The sequence below is a fragment of the Bacillus sonorensis NBRC 101234 = KCTC 13918 genome, from assembly GCF_001592005.1.
Taxonomy (GTDB): Bacteria; Bacillota; Bacilli; order Bacillales; family Bacillaceae; genus Bacillus; species Bacillus sonorensis.
In genome coordinates this window covers 73,396-91,618 of the sequence record NZ_BCVZ01000012.1, presented here as the reverse complement: position 1 = coordinate 91,618, position 18,223 = coordinate 73,396, and the positions used below count along the sequence as shown (strand labels likewise).

Below are 18,223 nucleotides of genomic sequence, written 5' to 3'. Positions count from 1 at the left end.
AAGAGATAAAATGATCTTTAAATCGTAATGATTACGTTTTGTGGATGGCATAAAAAAGAAAGGAGAGATCATATGGCCAAAAAATCAAAGGTGGCTAAAGAAAGACAACGACAAGAAATAGTTGAAAAATATGCAGAGCTGAAAAAGGAATTAAAAGCAAAAGGTGTCTATGAAGTTGCCGAGAGATTCATCCCCTACCCGTTTGCATAATCGTTGGGGAAATTACAGGAAGACCTGAGGATATTTAAGAAAGCTGAAGATGTCTAGAATCGCTTTTCGGGAGTTGGCGCATTAAGGGCTACTGCCAGGCATTTAAAAATCAAGTTCGTAAAATCCATCAGGATTGTGTTTGCTCAGTACTTTATCATCATTTAAAAAATTCAATCCAAACCATTTTCGCATTTTAAATCATAATTATTTCGTTTTTATCTGGAGGGAAAACATAAAATGGCGACGTGGGATTTAAGTAATACGAATCATCATATCCTTATCTGCAACGGCAGCAGCTGCAATCGGGCCGGAGCTGAGGAACTAACGCAAGCGATTCGGAAAGAAATCTCAAATCGAGAGCTTGACGATATCATTCACACAACGCGCACACGTTGTAACGGAAGATGTCATGATAAGTGCGTTGTCATCCACTATCCAAAAGGAGCGTGGTATAGGGATTTAAAACCTGAAGATGCCCCTCTCCTTATTGATTCGCTTTGTGCCGATGAAGATTATACAGAAAAAGTAAGCCATTCGTATGACGGCCAACGTTTCGAACGTTCATTTGGAGTCATCGCCGGGGTTCCAAAAGACAAAGAAAAAGTAAACAAAGTATCGAAAAAATTGTAAAAGGAGACGAATCATCATGACTTTAACCAAACGAAACAAAATTCCTGTTACCATTCTGACTGGATATTTAGGCGCCGGGAAAACCACACTTTTAAATCGAATACTTACAAAAAAGCATAATCAAAAGATTGCGGTCATTGTCAATGAGTACGGAGAAGTTGGGATAGACAATCAGCTCGTGGTTAATGCTGAAGAGGAAATCTTGGAAATGAATAATGGCTGCATCTGTTGCACGGTTCGGGGAGATTTAATTCGTATTCTGCGGACCCTTGTGTTTTCAATGGATCAAGGTAACGTTTATTTTGATCGAGTTTTAATTGAAACAACGGGGCTAGCTGATCCAGCCCCTGTTGCCCAGACTTTTTTGATGGACCGATTGCTATCGGAAAAATTTGAAGTTGACAGTATTATTACCGTAGTAGACAGCAAGCATGTCACAAGACATCTGGATTGTCGGGATGAAGCTCAAGAGCAAATCGCTTTTGCTGATGTGATCATCCTAAATAAAACAGATTTAGTATCTAATGACGAGCTGAAATCATTGGAGCGAAGACTTGCCAACATAAATCCTACAGCTAAGATGCTGTATGCCAGAGATTGCAATATAAATTTAAGAGATATTCTAGGGATCCATACGTTTGACGTGAATCACAAGCTTAAAATTGATCCTCATTTTCTAGAAGATCATCATCATCACCATCATGATGATAAGGTGTCTTCTATTGCTTTTCGGGAAGAGAAACCGCTTGACTTAGCAAAGGTAGATCATTGGATGGGTTACCTAGTTCGAGAAAAAGGCGAAGACTTATTACGTTATAAAGGTATCCTCTATATTAAGGGAGTGGAAAATCGAATTGTATTTCAAGGGCTTCATATGTTGTTTTCAGGACGTCCTGATCGGAAATGGAAAGAAAACGAGACAAGGCAAAGCGAACTTGTTTTTATTGGGAAGGACTTAAACAAAGAGGAGTTGGAACAGCAATTTAAAAATTGCATAGCGAAGTAACACTTTTTTTACACCAGTAATCATTAAGCGTTCAACGGATGAATAAAGAAGAAAATTAGAGATTGCGACTTAATACTTATTATAAACTATTCACTTTGAAAGGGGAAATTCATTCCTATGCTTGATAACCTGTACCGACAAGTTATCATGGAACATTATAGACATAAGAGAAATTTTGAAGAATTAAAAGGAGCAAATATACGAAAAGTACATTATAAAAACCCTACTTGCGGCGATGTTATGACTTTATTTTTAGACCTTAAACTTGATCAAGTTAAGAAAGCAGCCTTCCTTGGTGAAGGCTGCAGTATAAGTATGGCCTCTGCATCTATGATGACAGAGTTAATCCAAAACAAGCCGCTAAAAGAGATTGCGATTCTTAGAAAAGCATTTGAGGATTTAATTCGCGATGGAAAGTCAACAGATAAAATCGATTTAGGAGATAGTTTATCGTTACAAGGGGTTCATAAATTAAAAGCTAGACATAATTGTGCATTAATGACTTGGCAAGCCTTAGATAAGGTGTTAAAAGGCGAAAAAGAATACAATAACCTTTAGCTTATTTTAAGTATATAAACCGTTCTTTTGGCTGCTATAACAAGTAGCGAGGATATAAGTGCAGCCTATCACAGGCGGCATTAACGTGGTCAACATGTTAATAATCATCATATTCATCACTCACAACCCCTTGTATATCAACGGTTATGAGCGTACTAGATCAACGCATACAGAACATGAGTTCCGTTTATAATATATCCTCACGAGAATAACCTGTCAATAAAACATCTAAATATAAGACAACTTTTTTTGCCATGATTGTTTAGACACAGATCATATTCCTATATATTTATATTGGAGTAAAATATAGGTGGTATATTCTGAGTGAAAATCTGTACAAACTTCAAAAAATGGTTACTAGTACTCTCGTTTTCTCTAGGATTATTGTCTTTATCACTTTTCAACAGTATTGGCTTTTGATGACCGGGATCTCCCTACGTCTAGTGATGTAAAAGAAATAACAAAAGAAGAAATGCAAGAATTAAAGAGAACTATGGGAGACGTAAATTCCTCTTCTGCTTTTGAAGGGACAGGCTACTTAAACCCTACAACAGATGAATCATACGATGAAAACGAAAAACTAAACACCCTTGAAGAAATCACCCTCAACGGAGTTATCGGAAAAGATAACAGAACAAGAGTCAACAATACCACAACATATCCTCATAGAGCAATCACATACCTTGAAATAAGATACCCTAAAAAACCTAATAGTCCTTTTCTATGCACAGGATTTTTTGTAGGCCCTGATACAGTCGTTACAGCCGGCCATTGCTTACATAACAAAAGCCAAGGCGGCTGGGCAAAATCTATAAAAGTTATTCCAGGAAAAAACGGCAAGAGCAATCCTTATAGCCATGCTTGGGGAAAAACTGCGCACTCTGTCAAAGGTTGGACAGAACATCAAGACCCTAACTTTGATTATGGTGCGATTAAAGTAGAAAGTAAATTAGGGGATAGAATTGGATGGCTAGGTTATGAGTGGCAAGCTGCAAGCCTTTCCGGAACCAAAGTAACTGTTCAAGGATATCCAGGAAGTAAACCTAGTGGCACTATGTGGAAGGACTCTGGGAGCATACTGCCAACTGAACCTCTTTCCATTAGGTATACTATTGATATGTCACCTGGTCAAAGTGGAGGCCCTGTATACAAGTCAAATCATAACGCAGTTGGTATTAATGCATGGGAACATTGGCAAGGGGATAAAAACAACTTTATTTACAACAGCGGTACTCGAATTACAAAGTCCGTATTTGATAATATAAGCTACTGGAAGGGTCTATAATGTTAAAATTCATCTCGAATTGTCTGCTCATCACTCTGTTCTCTGTATTCATTTCTGGCTGTGGCAGCACCAATAACAAAGACATTCCTACAACGAAGGAAAAACCTGTTATGACTACAGTTACTATTAAAGTAAGTGATAAAGACAATAAACCACTAAAAAATATAAGCTGTAGAAGATCTGAAATCCGATAAAGAGAATATGAGAGCGACTATCGGGCATGAAATCGGCACTACTGATAAGGAAGGAAATATAAAGTGGGAGACAGAGACGGGAAAATATGATGTCATTCTATATAACTTAGAATCTAAAAATGATTCCCATCAGTACACGATTAATATAACAGAAGATACAACAACAATTAAGTTGGTTTATAAATCATGAATTAGAAAGGTTCCCTCTTTATTAAAGAGGGGCCTTTTTATGATTTTAATACACCTTAATACCCTCGAAGATGTTAAAGTCAAACAAGTATAGCCCCTCTCAGAAAGAAGAAGGTCCTTTTCGTTAGTTAAACAGCCCCTTCCATGTGGCTCTTTCCGGCAATACCATCCGCAGCCTTTTGGAAGGGCCTAAACGAATATATAAAGACTTCAATAAGAGGACCTTTCACTTTCTAACCAATCGGGATATAAGTTCAAGTATTGAAAACAATAAAAAAACGCTCTTGCAGTTAAGCAAAATACGTTAATTTTATGTATTTGACGATTACGCCACCTGCTTAAAGTGGAGGGGTTTTGGGCTGGATTTGATTGGTCGCTCCTGCTGCCGGGACGGCAACTGACGGCAACTTTCGCTCCCAATCTCACCAGCCAGCTTCTTTACACGATTCAGACCCGAAGGATCTGTAAATGCAGTATAACGAATTCTTGATCAAGAATCAAAATAAATCATAAACTTAGTTCCACTATCCGTTTATCTATTGAAACATATGTGAATCACTTGAGACTCATCTTTCAGTCCACAAATTGTACCCGTAGCCTCGAACATTTAAGTGTTAAATATATAACACCTGTTAGCAAGAAGAAAGACTCTTTTCGTTAGCTAAACAGCTTCGTCATAACTGCCTATGGTGAAAAAAATCCCCTCTTGAATTAAGGGGATCCGGGGCAGATCACTGTCTTCCTCAACTTTTAAAGGGTTAACATACTCTATCTTGACGATTTTATTACCGTCTACGTACGCAGTAAGATATACACCTATAATAGATAATTATTCTGATTTAAGTTTTTTCCTTTCTATCAATTGGCATTTTATACAATAGTGTACAAGTGTTTGTTTATCATGCTCATTCATGCTGATAAATTCAACTGTCATAATCTGTTTGTTTGTTCTACGATCAAGGTAAGTGCGTTTGACTTGAGTATGAACGTCAATCACAATTTCATCATCCCCCTTATTTGGTAGGGAGATACTTAAATTCAAATCCTCTTCTGGTTCGTGTTTTTGCGTCTCTTCAATGATTAATGCAGCGCCTCCAGCACTGATATTTGTTGTATATGTTTTAAACATTGAGCCAGATCCATATGGACGAACAGTGACAGGAATCGTTGTATTTACTCTAAAAAATTGCCGCCTTTGAATTTTTGTCATTTGATCTTCTTCAGGTAAATACATATTTAATACAGGTATATTATGATAGATCTCTCGTCCTTGTATTACACTAGTAAATTTATAAGGGATTTGTTGCGCATTTACAAAGTGGATCGTGGCAATTGTATTTGTTGGAATAATAACAGTTCTTCCCGTTTCTACATCAACAGGATAATGTACTTTTAAAACATTTTCTTCAATGGATGACACTTTGCTTTTCGCAATGACATTTTCTTGATTTTCGTTTTCAAATTCTATTGTTATGATATTTCCTAAAGATAACAATGGGCATCACTCTTTCAATTCTACTTAATCATTATATCGGTACTATGACACATAAATTAAAGAAAAGAAAGGAGAAGACATTGAAAAAGTCTTTTCTTTTATAAAAGCTGCTTCTATTAATTCTAAAATGAATATCTTAGACAGCTTGAGAGATCGGGGAATAATTAAAGGCATCAATTCGGTTTCCATACTCTAGCATGTCAACTTCGTGTAACTGGAAACTTCAGTAAAGTAAAAAAAGCTCACCTTTTATTTCTTATTGGTGAGCTTCTTCTTATGAGTTCAGCTAATCAGCACAATAAATTACTAGTCTTGCGGCCTGCTAAAACTGATAGTGAGGATAGAAAATATAGCCTGCTACAGGCATAAACGTGGTCAACATGTGGTCAATCAACATATTCATCGCTCACAATCCCTTGTATATCAACGGTTATGAGCGATTAAAAATTACATCACCCGCTTAAACATCTTCTCCATCTCATACGTTGAGTAATGAATGATGATCGGCCGGCCGTGCGGGCATGTGAAGGGGTCGGACGTCCGCCGGAGTTCATCGAGCAGAGCCCTGATTTCGTCGTCGCGCAGGTGGTGGTTGGCTTTGATTGAGCCTTTGCAGCTCATCATGATGGCGGCTTCTTCGCGCAGTTTTTTGATATCGATGTTCCGGTCGTCAAGGACCTGCTGGATGATTTCTTCGATGAGCATCGTTTCCTCGCCCTTTGGAAACCATGTCGGATGGCAGCGGACGATATAGCTTCCCGAGCCGAATGATTCGAGAAAGACGCCGACTTTTGCGAGGTCCTCCAGGTGCTGGTCGATGATGATCGCTTCGTTCTTTGAGTAGTGCAGAGTCAGCGGAACGAGGAGATCCTGGACTTCGGGTTCGACCTCTCCGACTTTTTCACGGAAGTATTCATATTTAATCCGCTCTTGTGCGGCGTGCTGATCGATGATGTACAGTCCGTTTTCATTTTGGGCGAGAATGTAAGTTCCGTGCATCTGCCCGATCGGATACATGATCGGCACGCGTTCTTTCGGCGGTTCCGTCTCTTCCGGCAGCTCAGGTTCGATTTGCGGCTGTGCTTCTTCTTGTTCATCGGGCATGCGGACGTCGATGTCCGGCGGTTCAGGCGGCGCTTCTTGCGGAACGCTTTCCTCCCCTTCTTCCGCCTCGATCGGCGCTTCCTTTACAATCGCGCTTAATTTCATCGGCGAGTATGCGGGCGCTGTTTTCCGCTCTGGTTTCGCGTCATCAGCAGGCGCCGGTGCATTGTCGAAGTTCAGTTTTTGCTGCTCTGGTTTCAACAGCGGCTGCACCGCTTTTTTCGGCGCCTGTACGCTTGGAATGAGCTGCCGCTGTTTGAACACGCCTTTGATGGCGTCGCGGAGGAGCTCGTGGAGCTCTGTCTCTTTGCTTAATCTGACCTCAAGCTTTGACGGATGCACGTTGACATCGACGAGAAGCGGGTCCATGTTGATTTCAATGAATGTGATCGGATGGCGGCCGATTGGCAGCAGTGTGTGATACCCTTCATGAATCGCTTTGACGAGCGGAAAGTTTTTAATATATCTGCCGTTGACGACTGATGACATATAATTTCGCGAAGCCCGCGTGATTTCCGGGAGCGCAATATAGCCTTTCACTTCAAAATCTAGCGAGCTGGCTTGAAGCGGAATCATTTTTCTTGCGACCGCGGTTCCGTAAATCGCCGCAAGCACATGGCGGACATCACCGTTTCCGTTTGTTTGCAGCAAGGTTTTCCCTTGATGCCTCAGCCTGATTGATACCTCAGGGTGTGCGAGGGCGATTCTGTTGACGACATCGGTAATATTGCCGAGCTCCGTATGGATCGTTTTCATATATTTCAGCCTTGCCGGCGTATTGAAAAACAAATTTGTAACGGCAATTTCCGTTCCCCGCCGGCTCGACGATTTTTGCTCGGAAATGATTCTTCCTCCTTGAAGTACCAGATGGGTTCCCGCGCCTTCCCCGGTGCTCGTCTTAATGCTGACGTGTGAGACAGACGCGATACTTGGCAATGCTTCTCCGCGAAATCCGAGCGTTCTGACGCGAAACAGATCGTTTTCATCCTTGATTTTGCTTGTGGCATGGCGCAAAAAAGCCGTTTTGCAGTCGTCAGGATCCATCCCTTCTCCATCATCAAGAACCTTGATGGAAGAAAGCCCGGCTTCTTCAACATCGATTTCAATTACCGAGCTGTTTGCGTCAATTGCATTTTCCACAAGCTCTTTTACGACGGATGCCGGTCTTTCAACGACTTCTCCCGCCGCGATTTTATTTGATAAATCATCGGGAAGCTGGACAATTTTTGCCAAGTGCGGTCACCTCTCTTTATTTTAATTTTTTTTGCAGCTTATACAGTTCATTCATCACTTGTAGTGGCGTCATATCAAGCAGATTCATCGCTTTAAATTCTTCCAGTACACCCTGCTCTTTTTTGGACAGCTTTGCTTGTTTTTCCTTCGGCTTGTCCGTTTCAAAGAAGGACAGCTGCGCCGGCTCCGCTGCGGGCGCCTGAGGTTCTTCGGCTGTTTCCGCTTGGACTTGAGGTGCTTTGGAAGCGGCCGGTTCTTTAGCTCCCGCTTCAAGCTCTTGTAAGATCGTTTTGGCCCGGCTGATTAAATCGCCGGGAAGCTCGGCAAGCTGTGCGACATGGATTCCGTAGCTTTTGTCAGCGGCGCCTTCTTTAATTTGGTGGAGAAATACGACTTTCCCCTCATACTCTTCCGCCCGGACATGGACGTTTTTCAGCTCGGCAAGCTTATCTTCAAGCGCTGTCAGCTCATGGTAGTGAGTGGAGAACAGCGTTTTCGCGCCGATATGGTTATGGACATATTCGATGATCGCCTGGGCAAGCGCCATTCCGTCATATGTGGATGTTCCGCGCCCGATCTCATCAAATAAGATCAGGCTGTTTTTGGTTGCGTGGACAATCGCGTTTTTAGCTTCGAGCATTTCCACCATAAAGGTGCTTTGCCCGGAAATCAGGTCATCTGCTGCACCGATTCTCGTGAAAATCTGATCAAAGATCGGCAAAACCGCTTTTTTGGCGGGAACGAAGCAGCCGATCTGCGCCAAAATCGAAATCAGCGCCATTTGCCTCATATATGTGCTTTTACCTGACATGTTCGGTCCTGTGATCAGGAGCATTTGTCTGCCTTGTCCCATTTGACAGCTGTTCGGTACATAAGACTGGCTGTCCATCACTTTTTCAACGACAGGGTGCCGTCCGTCTACGACTTCGACGACATCATCCGAAAACTCGGGTTTTACGTAATGGCGGTTTTCGCTGATCGTCGCAAAGCATTGCAGCACGTCGAGCTCGCTCATCATTTTGGCCAGCCGCTGCAGACGCGGAATATATTCTTTCACCTGATCCCGCAGCTCTGAAAACAGCTCATATTCCAGTTCGGAAATATTGTTTTCCGCTTCAAGAATCAAAGCTTCCTTTTCTTTCAATTCCGGGGTGATATAACGTTCTGCATTTGCGAGCGTCTGCTTTCGTTCATACCGTCCTTCTTCAAGAAGGTGGATGTTTGCTTTCGTCACTTCGATATAGTAGCCGAACACTTTATTAAAACCGACTTTTAATGAACGGATGCCCGTATATTCCCGCTCCTGCTGTTCGAGCTTCGCAATCCAGTCTTTCCCGTTCTTGCTTGCATCCCTGTATTCATCAAGCTTCGCGTTGTAGCCGTCTTTTATCAAGTTTCCTTCTTTTAGAGATAGCGGCGGATTTTCATAGAGCGCTTCTTCCAAAAGTTCAAGCAAATCGCGGCAAGGATCGATTCTTTCAGAGCGCTCCTGAGCTTTTGGATGATTGAGAGATGCGACAAGCTGCTTGATAGCCGGGACTTGCTTCAGCGATTCCTTCAGCTGAATCAAATCTCTGGCATTGACGTTTCCGTATGCGACGCGGCCGGCAAGCCGTTCAAGGTCGTACACTTCCTTCAGGCGCTCCCGCAAATCCTCCCGTTCAAACAAATGGGTCATGAGCGTTTCGACGATTTCCTGGCGCTCTTCGATCTGCCCCTTTCTGATCAGCGGACGGTCGATCCACTGCTTCAAAAGGCGGCCGCCCATAGCCGTTTTGGTTTCGTCCAAGAGCCAGAGAAGCGAGCCTTTTTTATTTTTGGAGCGGATCGTCTCCGTAAGCTCAAGATTCCGTTTGGAATAAAGATCGATTTTCATCGCTTCTTCCAATTCATAAGGCTGCACCTTTTGAAGGTGGTCAAGGCTTCGTTTTTGGGTGCGCTTCAAATAGGTGTAGAGCTTCATGAATGTGTCAACAAGCTCTGTTGACGGCAGATCTTTTACAATATCCGGGGTCTCTTGTGCCCGTTCATCTTCGAAGGAGATGGTCGCTCCGCAGCGCTCTTTTAAAATGGTCATCTCTTCTTCTCCGATCCGGCTGGAGACGACGATTTCCCGCGCTCCGACGGAATAGATTTCAGACACTACATCATCAAATCTTTCAATCGCCGCCACCAGGTTCTCCCCGGTCGTCAAATCTGAAAAAGCAAGGCCGTATGTATGCTGAAAATCGCTGACAGAAGCGATAAAGTTGTTTTCATTATCATGAATGCCCTTTCCGTCCATCACGGTTCCCGGCGTAATCAGCTGAACGACTTCCCTTTTGACGACTCCTTTTGCCGCCTTAGGGTCTTCCACCTGCTCACAGATGGCCACTTTATAGCCTTTCTTAATCAGCTGCTCGATATAGGAAGAGCAGGAATGATAGGGAACCCCGCACATCGGGATCCTCTCACTTGATCCGCCGTCTCTGCTGGTCAGCGTAATTTCCAGCTCCTGGGACGCTTTTTTGGCATCCTCGAAAAACATCTCATAAAAATCTCCGAGACGAAAAAATAAAAAGGCATCCTGATACTCTGCCTTGATCTTTAAATATTGCTGTATCATTGGCGTGTAGCCTGCCATATTAATCCCCCATTATGTATCAACGTTTCTATTCATTCCAAGATTGATTATACCACACAAACATTCACGCTGAAAAAAAAGAAACTAGGGCGATATTTCCCTAGCTTCCTTCTATTCTTCCGGATCTCCGACCAAAAACTCAGGATTGATATCCTCCAATTCTTGATCGAGCTCCTCTTCCCAAGCCTCTTCTTCATCGGTTTCCGTCCAGTCGGAATTGACTTCAACGACAATTTTCGTTTCTCCGACCACTTCAGATAAAAACTCTCTTTCGGCCTGAACAACCACTTTGTTTCCGTTTGGAGAAATCGTCACTTCGAGGCAGTTCGGCTGCTGGAGCACCTTTGCAATAACTTCGTGTTCATCATCTAAGTAGTTTTTGTCGCGGTATCTGAGCTTGATGACATCTACATATGAAACGCGTTCTGTCACAACCTCTGTTTTTGTGTTGTCTGCATATGAATACCACACGTTGATGTCATATGTCCCTTCAATTTCAACCGTTTTTCCGATCTTTTCGGCATCATACTTATGATTGATAATCCAACCGCCTAATATACTGGTTGGTTTTTGCGAAGGGGAGATGGTATGTGTGGACTGGGTGAATTTCCTGCCTTTCGCGACTACCGCTTTTGTAATAATTTCCCTGTATTCAGACATTCGGTCATGCCTCCTTGTTTTTCCTCGTATTATCCTATGCTGGGCATTCGTCTAATGTGCGCGCTCTAAGAAATCAAAATAAAGTACCCATTTAATGAATCTGTTTAAGTGTATGCAGCAAACAAGGTAAACTTGACTTAAATCATAAAAGAAAAAGACAGACCGGATGCCGAACTTTTCGGCACAAAAAAAGGCGCCCATAAAGGCGCCAATTATAGCGAGCAGCTAGGTTGCGAGTTTTTGACTTTTGAACCGGTTTCTCCTGTTAAAAGGTTTCCCCCGGTCGATGTTATAATCTCATTTGTCACTTGGTTTGATATTGTATGGGCGACAAGCTGGAGAAGGTCGTTGACTTCCATTTGAGAGTCTCTGAACTCTTGGATGATCGGAATGCCATCAAGCTCTTCCTGAAGCGCATCGATCTTTGCCTCTGTTTGCTTTAAAGCCTCATGCTTTTCATAATGTTTAAAGTTGACGGCCTGCTTCTGCAGGGCTTTGATTTGATTAATGATGTTCGTGATTTTGGCATTTTCATTAATCTGCTCTTCAGCTTTTTTGAAGAATTCGACTTCTTCCGTTTCCGCAATCATTTTCGCGAGCTCGCGCGCTTTTGCCACAATATCTTTTTTTGTGTAAAGAGTCATCTTATTTCACCTCGATTGCTTCTCCCACCATTTCTCCGTCAAGCGACCATGTTTTCGCCTGGTGGATTTTCACGTTGACAAGCTGGCCGATCGCTTCTTTAGGCCCTTTGAAGTTCACAAGCTTGTTTTTACGTGTATAGCCGGCAAGAATATCAGGGTTGTTTTTACTTTCACCCTCTACTAATACTTCGACAACCTGCCCCTCGTATTCCTTCATTTTTTTGGCGGAAATTTCGTTGACAAGGTCATTCAAGCGCTGGAGGCGCTCTTTTTTGACCCTCATGGGAACATTGTCTCTCATCTTCGCGGCAGGCGTTCCTTCACGAGGAGAGTAAATGAACGTATAGGCGCTGTCAAACTCAACTTCCTTGTACAATGACAGTGTTTCTTCAAACTGCTCTTCCGTTTCGTTCGGGAAGCCGACGATAATATCCGTTGTTAAAGAAGCATTCGGCATCGCTTTTTTAATTTTGCCGACAAGCTCAAGATAGCGTTCCCGGTCGTATTTACGCGCCATCAGCTTCAAGACTTCCGAGCTTCCGGACTGGACAGGCAGATGGATGTGGTCCAAGAGGTTCCCGCCTTTTGCAAGCACTTCGATCAGATGGTCGTCAAAGTCGCGCGGGTGGCTGGTTGTAAAACGGATTCTCGGAATATCGATTTTGTGGAGCTCATCCATCAGATGGCCAAGTCCGTATTCCATGTCCTCAAAATCTTTTCCATAGGCATTGACGTTTTGGCCGAGGAGCGTGATCTCCTTGTAGCCTTCAGCCGCAAGCCTTCTCACTTCCTGAATAATATCCTCGGGACGTCTGCTGCGCTCTTTTCCTCTTGTGTACGGTACGATGCAGTATGTGCAGAACTTGTCGCAGCCGTACATGATGTTGACCCATCCCTTGATTTTGCCGTGGCGGACTTTCGGAAGGTTTTCGATGACGTCACCTTCTTTTGACCACACTTCAACCACCATTTCTTTCGACAGATACGCTTCTGACAAAAGCTCTGGGAGGCGGTGGATATTGTGTGTACCGAAAATCAGATCAACGAACGGATGTTTCTTTAAAATCCGGTTGACGACTGATTCTTCCTGTGACATACAGCCGCAAACACCGAGGATCACATCGGGATTATTCATTTTCAATGCCTTTAAATGGCCGATTTCACCAAACACTTTATTTTCCGCGTTTTCTCGGATCGCACACGTGTTCAGCAAAATGACGTTGGCGTCTTCTGTCGAGTCGGTCGGTTCATATCCGAGCGCCATGAAAATACCCGCCATCACTTCTGTATCGTGTTCATTCATCTGGCAGCCGTATGTGCGGATGTAAAACTTGCGCCCTTCCCCCATGCCTTTGTACTGCTCTGATATTTTAAAATCCTTATGGTATTTAACTTCTTCTTTGCCGCGTTTTTTTGCATCTTTTAAGGAAGGCGGAACATAAACAGCTTCAAAATATTTGCTGTAATCCTTCTCGGATTTTTTGTCCGATGGATTGACCTGTCCGCTTTCGGTTCGCTGTTTCTCATTCATGTTTTTTTCTCCTTTCAAACAAAGTTCCACACTACAGTATAAAGGTTCTCGGCTGTCAGCACAACCCAGAACCCATCATTGTACACTAACTGAAAATGATTATCAATGGTAATTTGCTTTGTTTTTTTAGCAGAGCTTAAAGCAAACCCGTTTTTCGGGCGCCGGTTTCGATGATGTCAAGCGCTCTGTCAAGCTCTTCTTTTGTATGCTCCGCCGTCATGATCGTTCTGATTCGCGCCTTGCCTTTCGGAACGGTCGGAAATACGATCGCCTGGGCAAATACGCCAAGCTCAAAAAGCACGGCTGAGAATCGGCATGTTTCCGCTTCATCGCCGATTAAGACCGGTGTGATCGGCGTCTCGCTTTGAATGAGCGGCAGACCGATTTTTTCGAGTCCTTTTTTGAAATATGCCGTGTTATCCCAAAGCCGTTTGATGAGTGAAGACTCTTCCATCAGCACATTGACCGCTTCAATGCATGCCGCGGTGACTGCCGGCGGATGCGAGGTGCTGAACAGAAACGGGCGGCCTTTATGTTTTAAATAGTCGATCAACACGTTTGAACCGGCGGCATATCCCCCCAAGACGCCGATCGCTTTGCTGAGGGTGCCGACCTGGATGTGCACCTTTCCGTCAAGGCCGAAATGATGAACCGTCCCGCGGCCGTTTTCCCCGAGTACGCCTGATGCATGAGCGTCGTCGACCATGACAAATGCATCGTATTGTTCTGCGAGTCTGACAATCTCCGGAAGCGGGGCGATGTCTCCGTCCATGGAAAACACTCCGTCTGTGACGATGAGGCGGGTTCTGTAATTCATTGATTTTTTCAATATCTTTTCCAAGTCTTCCATATTCGCGTGTTGATATACTTTCCGCCCCGCTTTGGTCAGTCTGATCCCGTCGATGATAGAGGCATGGTTGAGCTCATCTGATATGACGATATCGTCTTTTGTCAGGATGCTGGAGAGGATGCCTTGATTGGCCGTGAAACCGGACTGAAAAACGAGCGCCGCTTCTGTTTTTTTAAAGGCGGCCAGTTTTTTTTCGAGTTCATCATGCATCGCAAACGTGCCGGCAATGGTCCGGACTGAACCGGTTCCCGCCCCAAATTGTGCGGCTGCTTCAGCTGCCGCTTTTTTAAGACGCGGATGTGAAGTAAGTCCAAGATAATTGTTGGAGGACAGCTGAATGATGTCTCTCCCCTTCATTCTGACAGTCGGGCCTTGAGCCGATTCGATCTTCGGCAGCTCTTGAAAAGTTCCGTTTTCCTTCATCGTTTCGAGCTCTTTTTGTAAAAACGCGAATTCTTTCATATCAACCTCTCCTCTCTATGGTATCAATACGACTTTGCCGCACTGCCCTTCCCTCATAAGATCAAAACCTTTTTCAAACTCTTCAAGAGAAAAATGATGAGTGATGACAGGCCTGATCTGAATGGTTTCGGTATGAAGCAGTTCGGAGACCTGCCTCCATGTTTCAAACATTTTCCTTCCGGTGATGCCTTGAACCGTAAGACCTTTAAAGACAATGTCATTGGTCATGTCAATGCATACCGGATGCTCAGGCAGGCTTAATATATGGACCCTTCCTCCATTGGCCGCCATTTTTAGGCTTTGGCGGATCGCCGTGGGATGGCCTGACATCTCGCAAACAAGGTCTGCACCCCATCCGCCTGTTAAAGCGCTTACATTTTTGAGCGGATCATCTTTTTCAATTGAAATTGTCTCCGTTGCCCCCATCTGTACAGCAAGGTCAAGCCTGTACTCGTTTTTATCGATGGCAATCACCTGTGAAGCACCGGCTGCTTTAGCAACGGCAACGGCCATTAAGCCAATCGGTCCACAGCCGACAATGGCGGTTTTCGCTCCTGCCGTGATTCCTGACAGCACGGTGTGTACGGCATTTCCGAGCGGCTCTTGAATAGAAGCGAGATCATCAGGCATCCCCGGCGGATTTTTCCAGATGTTTTCTGCGGGAACCTTCACATATTCGGCGAAACATCCTTCTGTATCCACTCCGAGGATCATCGTATTGCTGCACACATGCTTTTTCCCCGTCAGACAAGGAACGCACCTTCCGCAGACGATGTGCGTTTCCGCGGATACGGTGTCACCCTCTTTCACAGATGTGACATGTTCCCCGACTGCTGCGACTTCACCCGAAAATTCGTGGCCGAATACATAGGGCGGTTTTACTCTTTGTTTCGCCCATTCATCCCAATGATAGATATGAACATCAGTTCCGCAAATCGATGCGGCTTTGACTTTAATCAGCACTTCATGTTTGCCGATTTCCGGAATCGGAACAAGATCGCAAACGGCTCCCGGCTCCCCCGGCTTCTTGATAAGCGCTTTCATTTTTCCGCTCATGATGAACAGACCCCCTTCGAAAAATCGCTTTACAAAAGGATTGTAGCACGATTTTCCATATTGGTAAATAAGTCTGTACATGTGAGGAGGACATCTGAACACCCTCTGAAAAAAATTGAACTATTTTTTAAAAAGGAATGTGTGTAATGAAATTTTCGTAGAGAAACCGTCTGACTTGTTTTGACGAATAATGGCACTCCAAAGCGTCGATCAAATTAGCGTAATCCTTATGGGCTTCCAGACCCGGAATCATCTTGTCAATCCCGTCAAAATCGGACCCGAATCCGATATGCCGTTCACCGCCCAGCGAGCAGACATGATCAATGTGAGACAGAATATCTTTTATTGAGGGCGTACCCTTGCCTTTTACAAATTCAGGAAAGAATGTAATGCCGATCACACCGTTTTTGTCAATCAGCGCTTTGATCTGATCATCTCTTAAATTCCTTGGATGGGGGCAAAGACTGTGTGCATTCGAATGGGAAGCGATCGGATATGCCGCAAGTGAAATGGCATCCCAGAAGCTTTTTTCTGAGAGGTGGGACACATCTATCCATGCCCTGTTCCGGTTGGCGATGCTGATCAATTTTTTTCCCCATTGCGTAAGGCCGGCATTTCGCTCTTCCAAGGCGCCGTCGGCGAAAGCGTTCGCCCAGTTCCATGTCAGGCCGAAGCTTCTGACGCCGAGCTGAAAAAAGATATCAAACAGCCTCAGGTTTTTGGATATCGGTTCACAGCCTTCCATCGTTAAGATGATTCCGGTTTCATCGATAGCAAGAGAATCAATATCTGCTTTGCTTTTGACCAGTTTGATTCGTTCATATTTTGCGATTTTTTCATGGAACAGCTGAATTTGGACGAGCGCCATTTCGAGGCGCACATTTGCAGGAACAGAATCGGGGAGAAAAATCGCAAGGCACTGGATCTTTGTCTTTCCGCTTAAAAGCGCACTGACCGGGGTTTGCAGCGAAGGATCGCTGTATTCATCAAGCTTCGGATGTTTCCAAAGCTTCCAAAGCAAGTCTGAATGGGCATCAAAAATATTCAAGCAGATCCCCTCCCATGGCAAATTTCCTGCCAAAATCAAAAACAACCCGCTTACATATGTAAGCAGGTTGAAGCATATGAAATAGGTACATTCTTTTTCTATCAGCGAGGTTCTACAATGAGCTTGATCGCCGTCCGTTCTTCGCCATCAATTTGAATGTCCGTAAACGCCGGAATACAAATCAGATCGACGCCGCTTGGCGCCACAAATCCCCTGGCAATCGCGACCGCTTTTACAGCCTGATTCAATGCTCCGGCTCCGATCGCTTGAATTTCTGCAGCCCCTCGTTCTCGCAAAACTCCCGCCAACGCACCTGCAACCGAGTTTGGATTTGATTTTGCTGAAACCTTTAATATTTCCATTCCTGCTCCCCCTTAAATTTACAATGGATAAGTGAGTGTTCATTAGAACAATCATTATTAGATATTGCTATTTCAAAAGCCATCCCCTTTTAATTGCTTTTCAAAAATAGCAGGGTACCTTCCATTTTTACTATATTCACTATAGGACCGGGATATTCCTGCTTTCTTTTTAATATTTTTCTAAAGTGATTTTCAGGTTCAGCTATTCAAAAAACATGTGGTCGTCATTGATCAGTACACGGTCAATTTTAACGGCTTTTTTGCTTTGTTCGTCTATATCGATCACGACGGCGCTCAGCGTCGTGCGGCCTTCCGCGACTTCAAACCTGACCGGCAGGCTTGTTTTAAACCGTTTGATAATCGTCTCCCGTTCCATACCGAGAATGCCGTCATACGGGCCAGTCATCCCGACGTCGGTGATGTAAGCCGTTCCTTTTGGGAGGATGCGGTTGTCGGCGGTCTGTACATGTGTATGCGTTCCGACTACGGCTGAAACCCGTCCGTCCGTATACCAGCCGATCGCCTGCTTTTCGCTCGTCGCTTCGGCATGCATATCGATAAAAATAAACGGCGTTCGTTTAGAAGCCTCTTTAATCAGTTCATCCGCTTTTTCAAATGGACAGTCGATTGGAGGCAAAAATGTCCGGCCCTGCAAATTGATCACGGCAAGCTCCTTAGCGCCGCTTGTTTTTATGTATGCGATGCCTCTGCCAGGCGTTCCTTTAGGAAAATTGGCGGGCCTTATGATCTGTGGAGCATCATCAATAAAATCAAAGATTTCCCTTTTATCCCATGTATGATTTCCCATTGTAATGACATCTGCGCCCGCCTGAATGATCTGATGATATATTTTTTCGGTAATGCCCTTCCCGTGCGCCGCGTTTTCACCGTTTACGATGACGGCATGGGGTTTATATTTCAGTTTCAGTTTTGGCAAATAGTTGTTGATCATCTCTCTGCCGGGCGAACCGACGACATCTCCAACAAATAAAATTCTCATGTTTTGACCCTTTCTTTTTATAAAATAGGTGTTGTTAATAGTGTTACACAAGAAAACAAAAAAATAAAGTGATGCGTTCGCAC

General features: G+C 43.9%; 16 protein-coding genes and 1 pseudogene. 6 read left to right on the top strand and 11 right to left on the bottom strand.

Features of this window, described 5'->3' with window-relative positions; translation table 11 throughout:
• Positions 1-72 precede the first annotated feature (72 nt).
• From BTR1S_RS14120 to BTR1S_RS23610, 6 genes and pseudogenes are all read left to right on the top strand, one after another.
• Positions 73-295 (top strand): annotated as a pseudogene (locus BTR1S_RS14120) (uS14 family ribosomal protein).
• 152 nt (positions 296-447) lie between these two features.
• A complete protein-coding gene (locus tag BTR1S_RS14115) occupies positions 448-840 on the top strand; it encodes a (2Fe-2S) ferredoxin domain-containing protein (RefSeq protein ID WP_006638083.1) in 393 nt (130 codons plus the stop codon).
• 16 nt (positions 841-856) lie between these two features.
• Positions 857-1,846, top strand: coding sequence for a CobW family GTP-binding protein (locus BTR1S_RS14110; protein WP_034326273.1), 990 nt, complete (start codon positions 857-859; stop codon positions 1,844-1,846).
• A 117-nt stretch (positions 1,847-1,963) separates the two neighbouring features.
• The gene (sufU, locus tag BTR1S_RS14105) at positions 1,964-2,404 is read left to right on the top strand and encodes a Fe-S cluster assembly sulfur transfer protein SufU (protein ID WP_006638085.1); all 441 of its coding nucleotides are present in this window, start codon (positions 1,964-1,966) and stop codon (positions 2,402-2,404) included.
• Positions 2,405-2,813: 409 nt separating this feature from the next.
• Positions 2,814-3,689 carry a trypsin-like serine peptidase gene (locus BTR1S_RS14100; RefSeq protein WP_051397534.1) on the top strand — a complete coding sequence of 292 codons (876 nt, stop codon included), beginning with the start codon at positions 2,814-2,816 and terminating at the stop codon, positions 3,687-3,689.
• Between the two features lie 180 nt (positions 3,690-3,869).
• Positions 3,870-4,073, top strand: coding sequence for a DUF2606 family protein (locus tag BTR1S_RS23610; protein ID WP_369692096.1), 204 nt, complete (start codon positions 3,870-3,872; stop codon positions 4,071-4,073).
• Between the two features lie 828 nt (positions 4,074-4,901).
• Here BTR1S_RS23610 and BTR1S_RS14090 read toward each other — a convergent pair.
• From BTR1S_RS14090 to ymdB, 11 genes are all read right to left on the bottom strand, one after another.
• Positions 4,902-5,567, bottom strand: coding sequence for a flagellar brake protein (locus tag BTR1S_RS14090; RefSeq protein WP_029419120.1), 666 nt, complete (start codon positions 5,565-5,567; stop codon positions 4,902-4,904).
• 447 nt (positions 5,568-6,014) lie between these two features.
• Positions 6,015-7,904, bottom strand: coding sequence for a DNA mismatch repair endonuclease MutL (mutL, locus tag BTR1S_RS14085; RefSeq protein WP_006638089.1), 1,890 nt, complete (start codon positions 7,902-7,904; stop codon positions 6,015-6,017).
• Between the two features lie 16 nt (positions 7,905-7,920).
• Entirely contained in the window at positions 7,921-10,527 is a 2,607-nt protein-coding gene (mutS, locus tag BTR1S_RS14080) for a DNA mismatch repair protein MutS (RefSeq protein ID WP_029419119.1), read from the bottom strand.
• Between the two features lie 111 nt (positions 10,528-10,638).
• The gene (cotE, locus tag BTR1S_RS14075; protein WP_006638091.1) at positions 10,639-11,187 is read right to left on the bottom strand and encodes an outer spore coat protein CotE; all 549 of its coding nucleotides are present in this window, start codon (positions 11,185-11,187) and stop codon (positions 10,639-10,641) included.
• A 212-nt stretch (positions 11,188-11,399) separates the two neighbouring features.
• On the bottom strand, positions 11,400-11,831 hold the full coding sequence (ricA, locus tag BTR1S_RS14070; RefSeq protein ID WP_006638092.1) for a regulatory iron-sulfur-containing complex subunit RicA: 432 nt from the start codon (positions 11,829-11,831) through the stop codon (positions 11,400-11,402).
• A 1-nt stretch (position 11,832) separates the two neighbouring features.
• The gene (miaB, locus tag BTR1S_RS14065) at positions 11,833-13,362 is read right to left on the bottom strand and encodes a tRNA (N6-isopentenyl adenosine(37)-C2)-methylthiotransferase MiaB (RefSeq protein WP_029419118.1); all 1,530 of its coding nucleotides are present in this window, start codon (positions 13,360-13,362) and stop codon (positions 11,833-11,835) included.
• A gap of 136 nt (positions 13,363-13,498) precedes the next feature.
• Positions 13,499-14,674 carry a glycine C-acetyltransferase gene (locus BTR1S_RS14060; RefSeq protein WP_006638094.1) on the bottom strand — a complete coding sequence of 392 codons (1,176 nt, stop codon included), beginning with the start codon at positions 14,672-14,674 and terminating at the stop codon, positions 13,499-13,501.
• Positions 14,675-14,689: 15 nt separating this feature from the next.
• A complete protein-coding gene (gene tdh, locus BTR1S_RS14055) occupies positions 14,690-15,733 on the bottom strand; it encodes an L-threonine 3-dehydrogenase (protein WP_029419117.1) in 1,044 nt (347 codons plus the stop codon).
• A gap of 124 nt (positions 15,734-15,857) precedes the next feature.
• Complete coding sequence (locus tag BTR1S_RS14050; RefSeq protein WP_029419116.1) at positions 15,858-16,778, bottom strand: dipeptidase; 921 nt, start codon at positions 16,776-16,778, stop codon at positions 15,858-15,860.
• A 101-nt stretch (positions 16,779-16,879) separates the two neighbouring features.
• Positions 16,880-17,140, bottom strand: a complete 261-nt coding sequence (gene spoVS, locus BTR1S_RS14045) for a stage V sporulation protein SpoVS (protein ID WP_003181955.1) — start codon at positions 17,138-17,140, stop codon at positions 16,880-16,882.
• Between the two features lie 202 nt (positions 17,141-17,342).
• Complete coding sequence (gene ymdB, locus BTR1S_RS14040) at positions 17,343-18,140, bottom strand: 2',3'-cyclic-nucleotide 2'-phosphodiesterase (protein WP_029419115.1); 798 nt, start codon at positions 18,138-18,140, stop codon at positions 17,343-17,345.
• Positions 18,141-18,223: the final 83 nt, after the last annotated feature.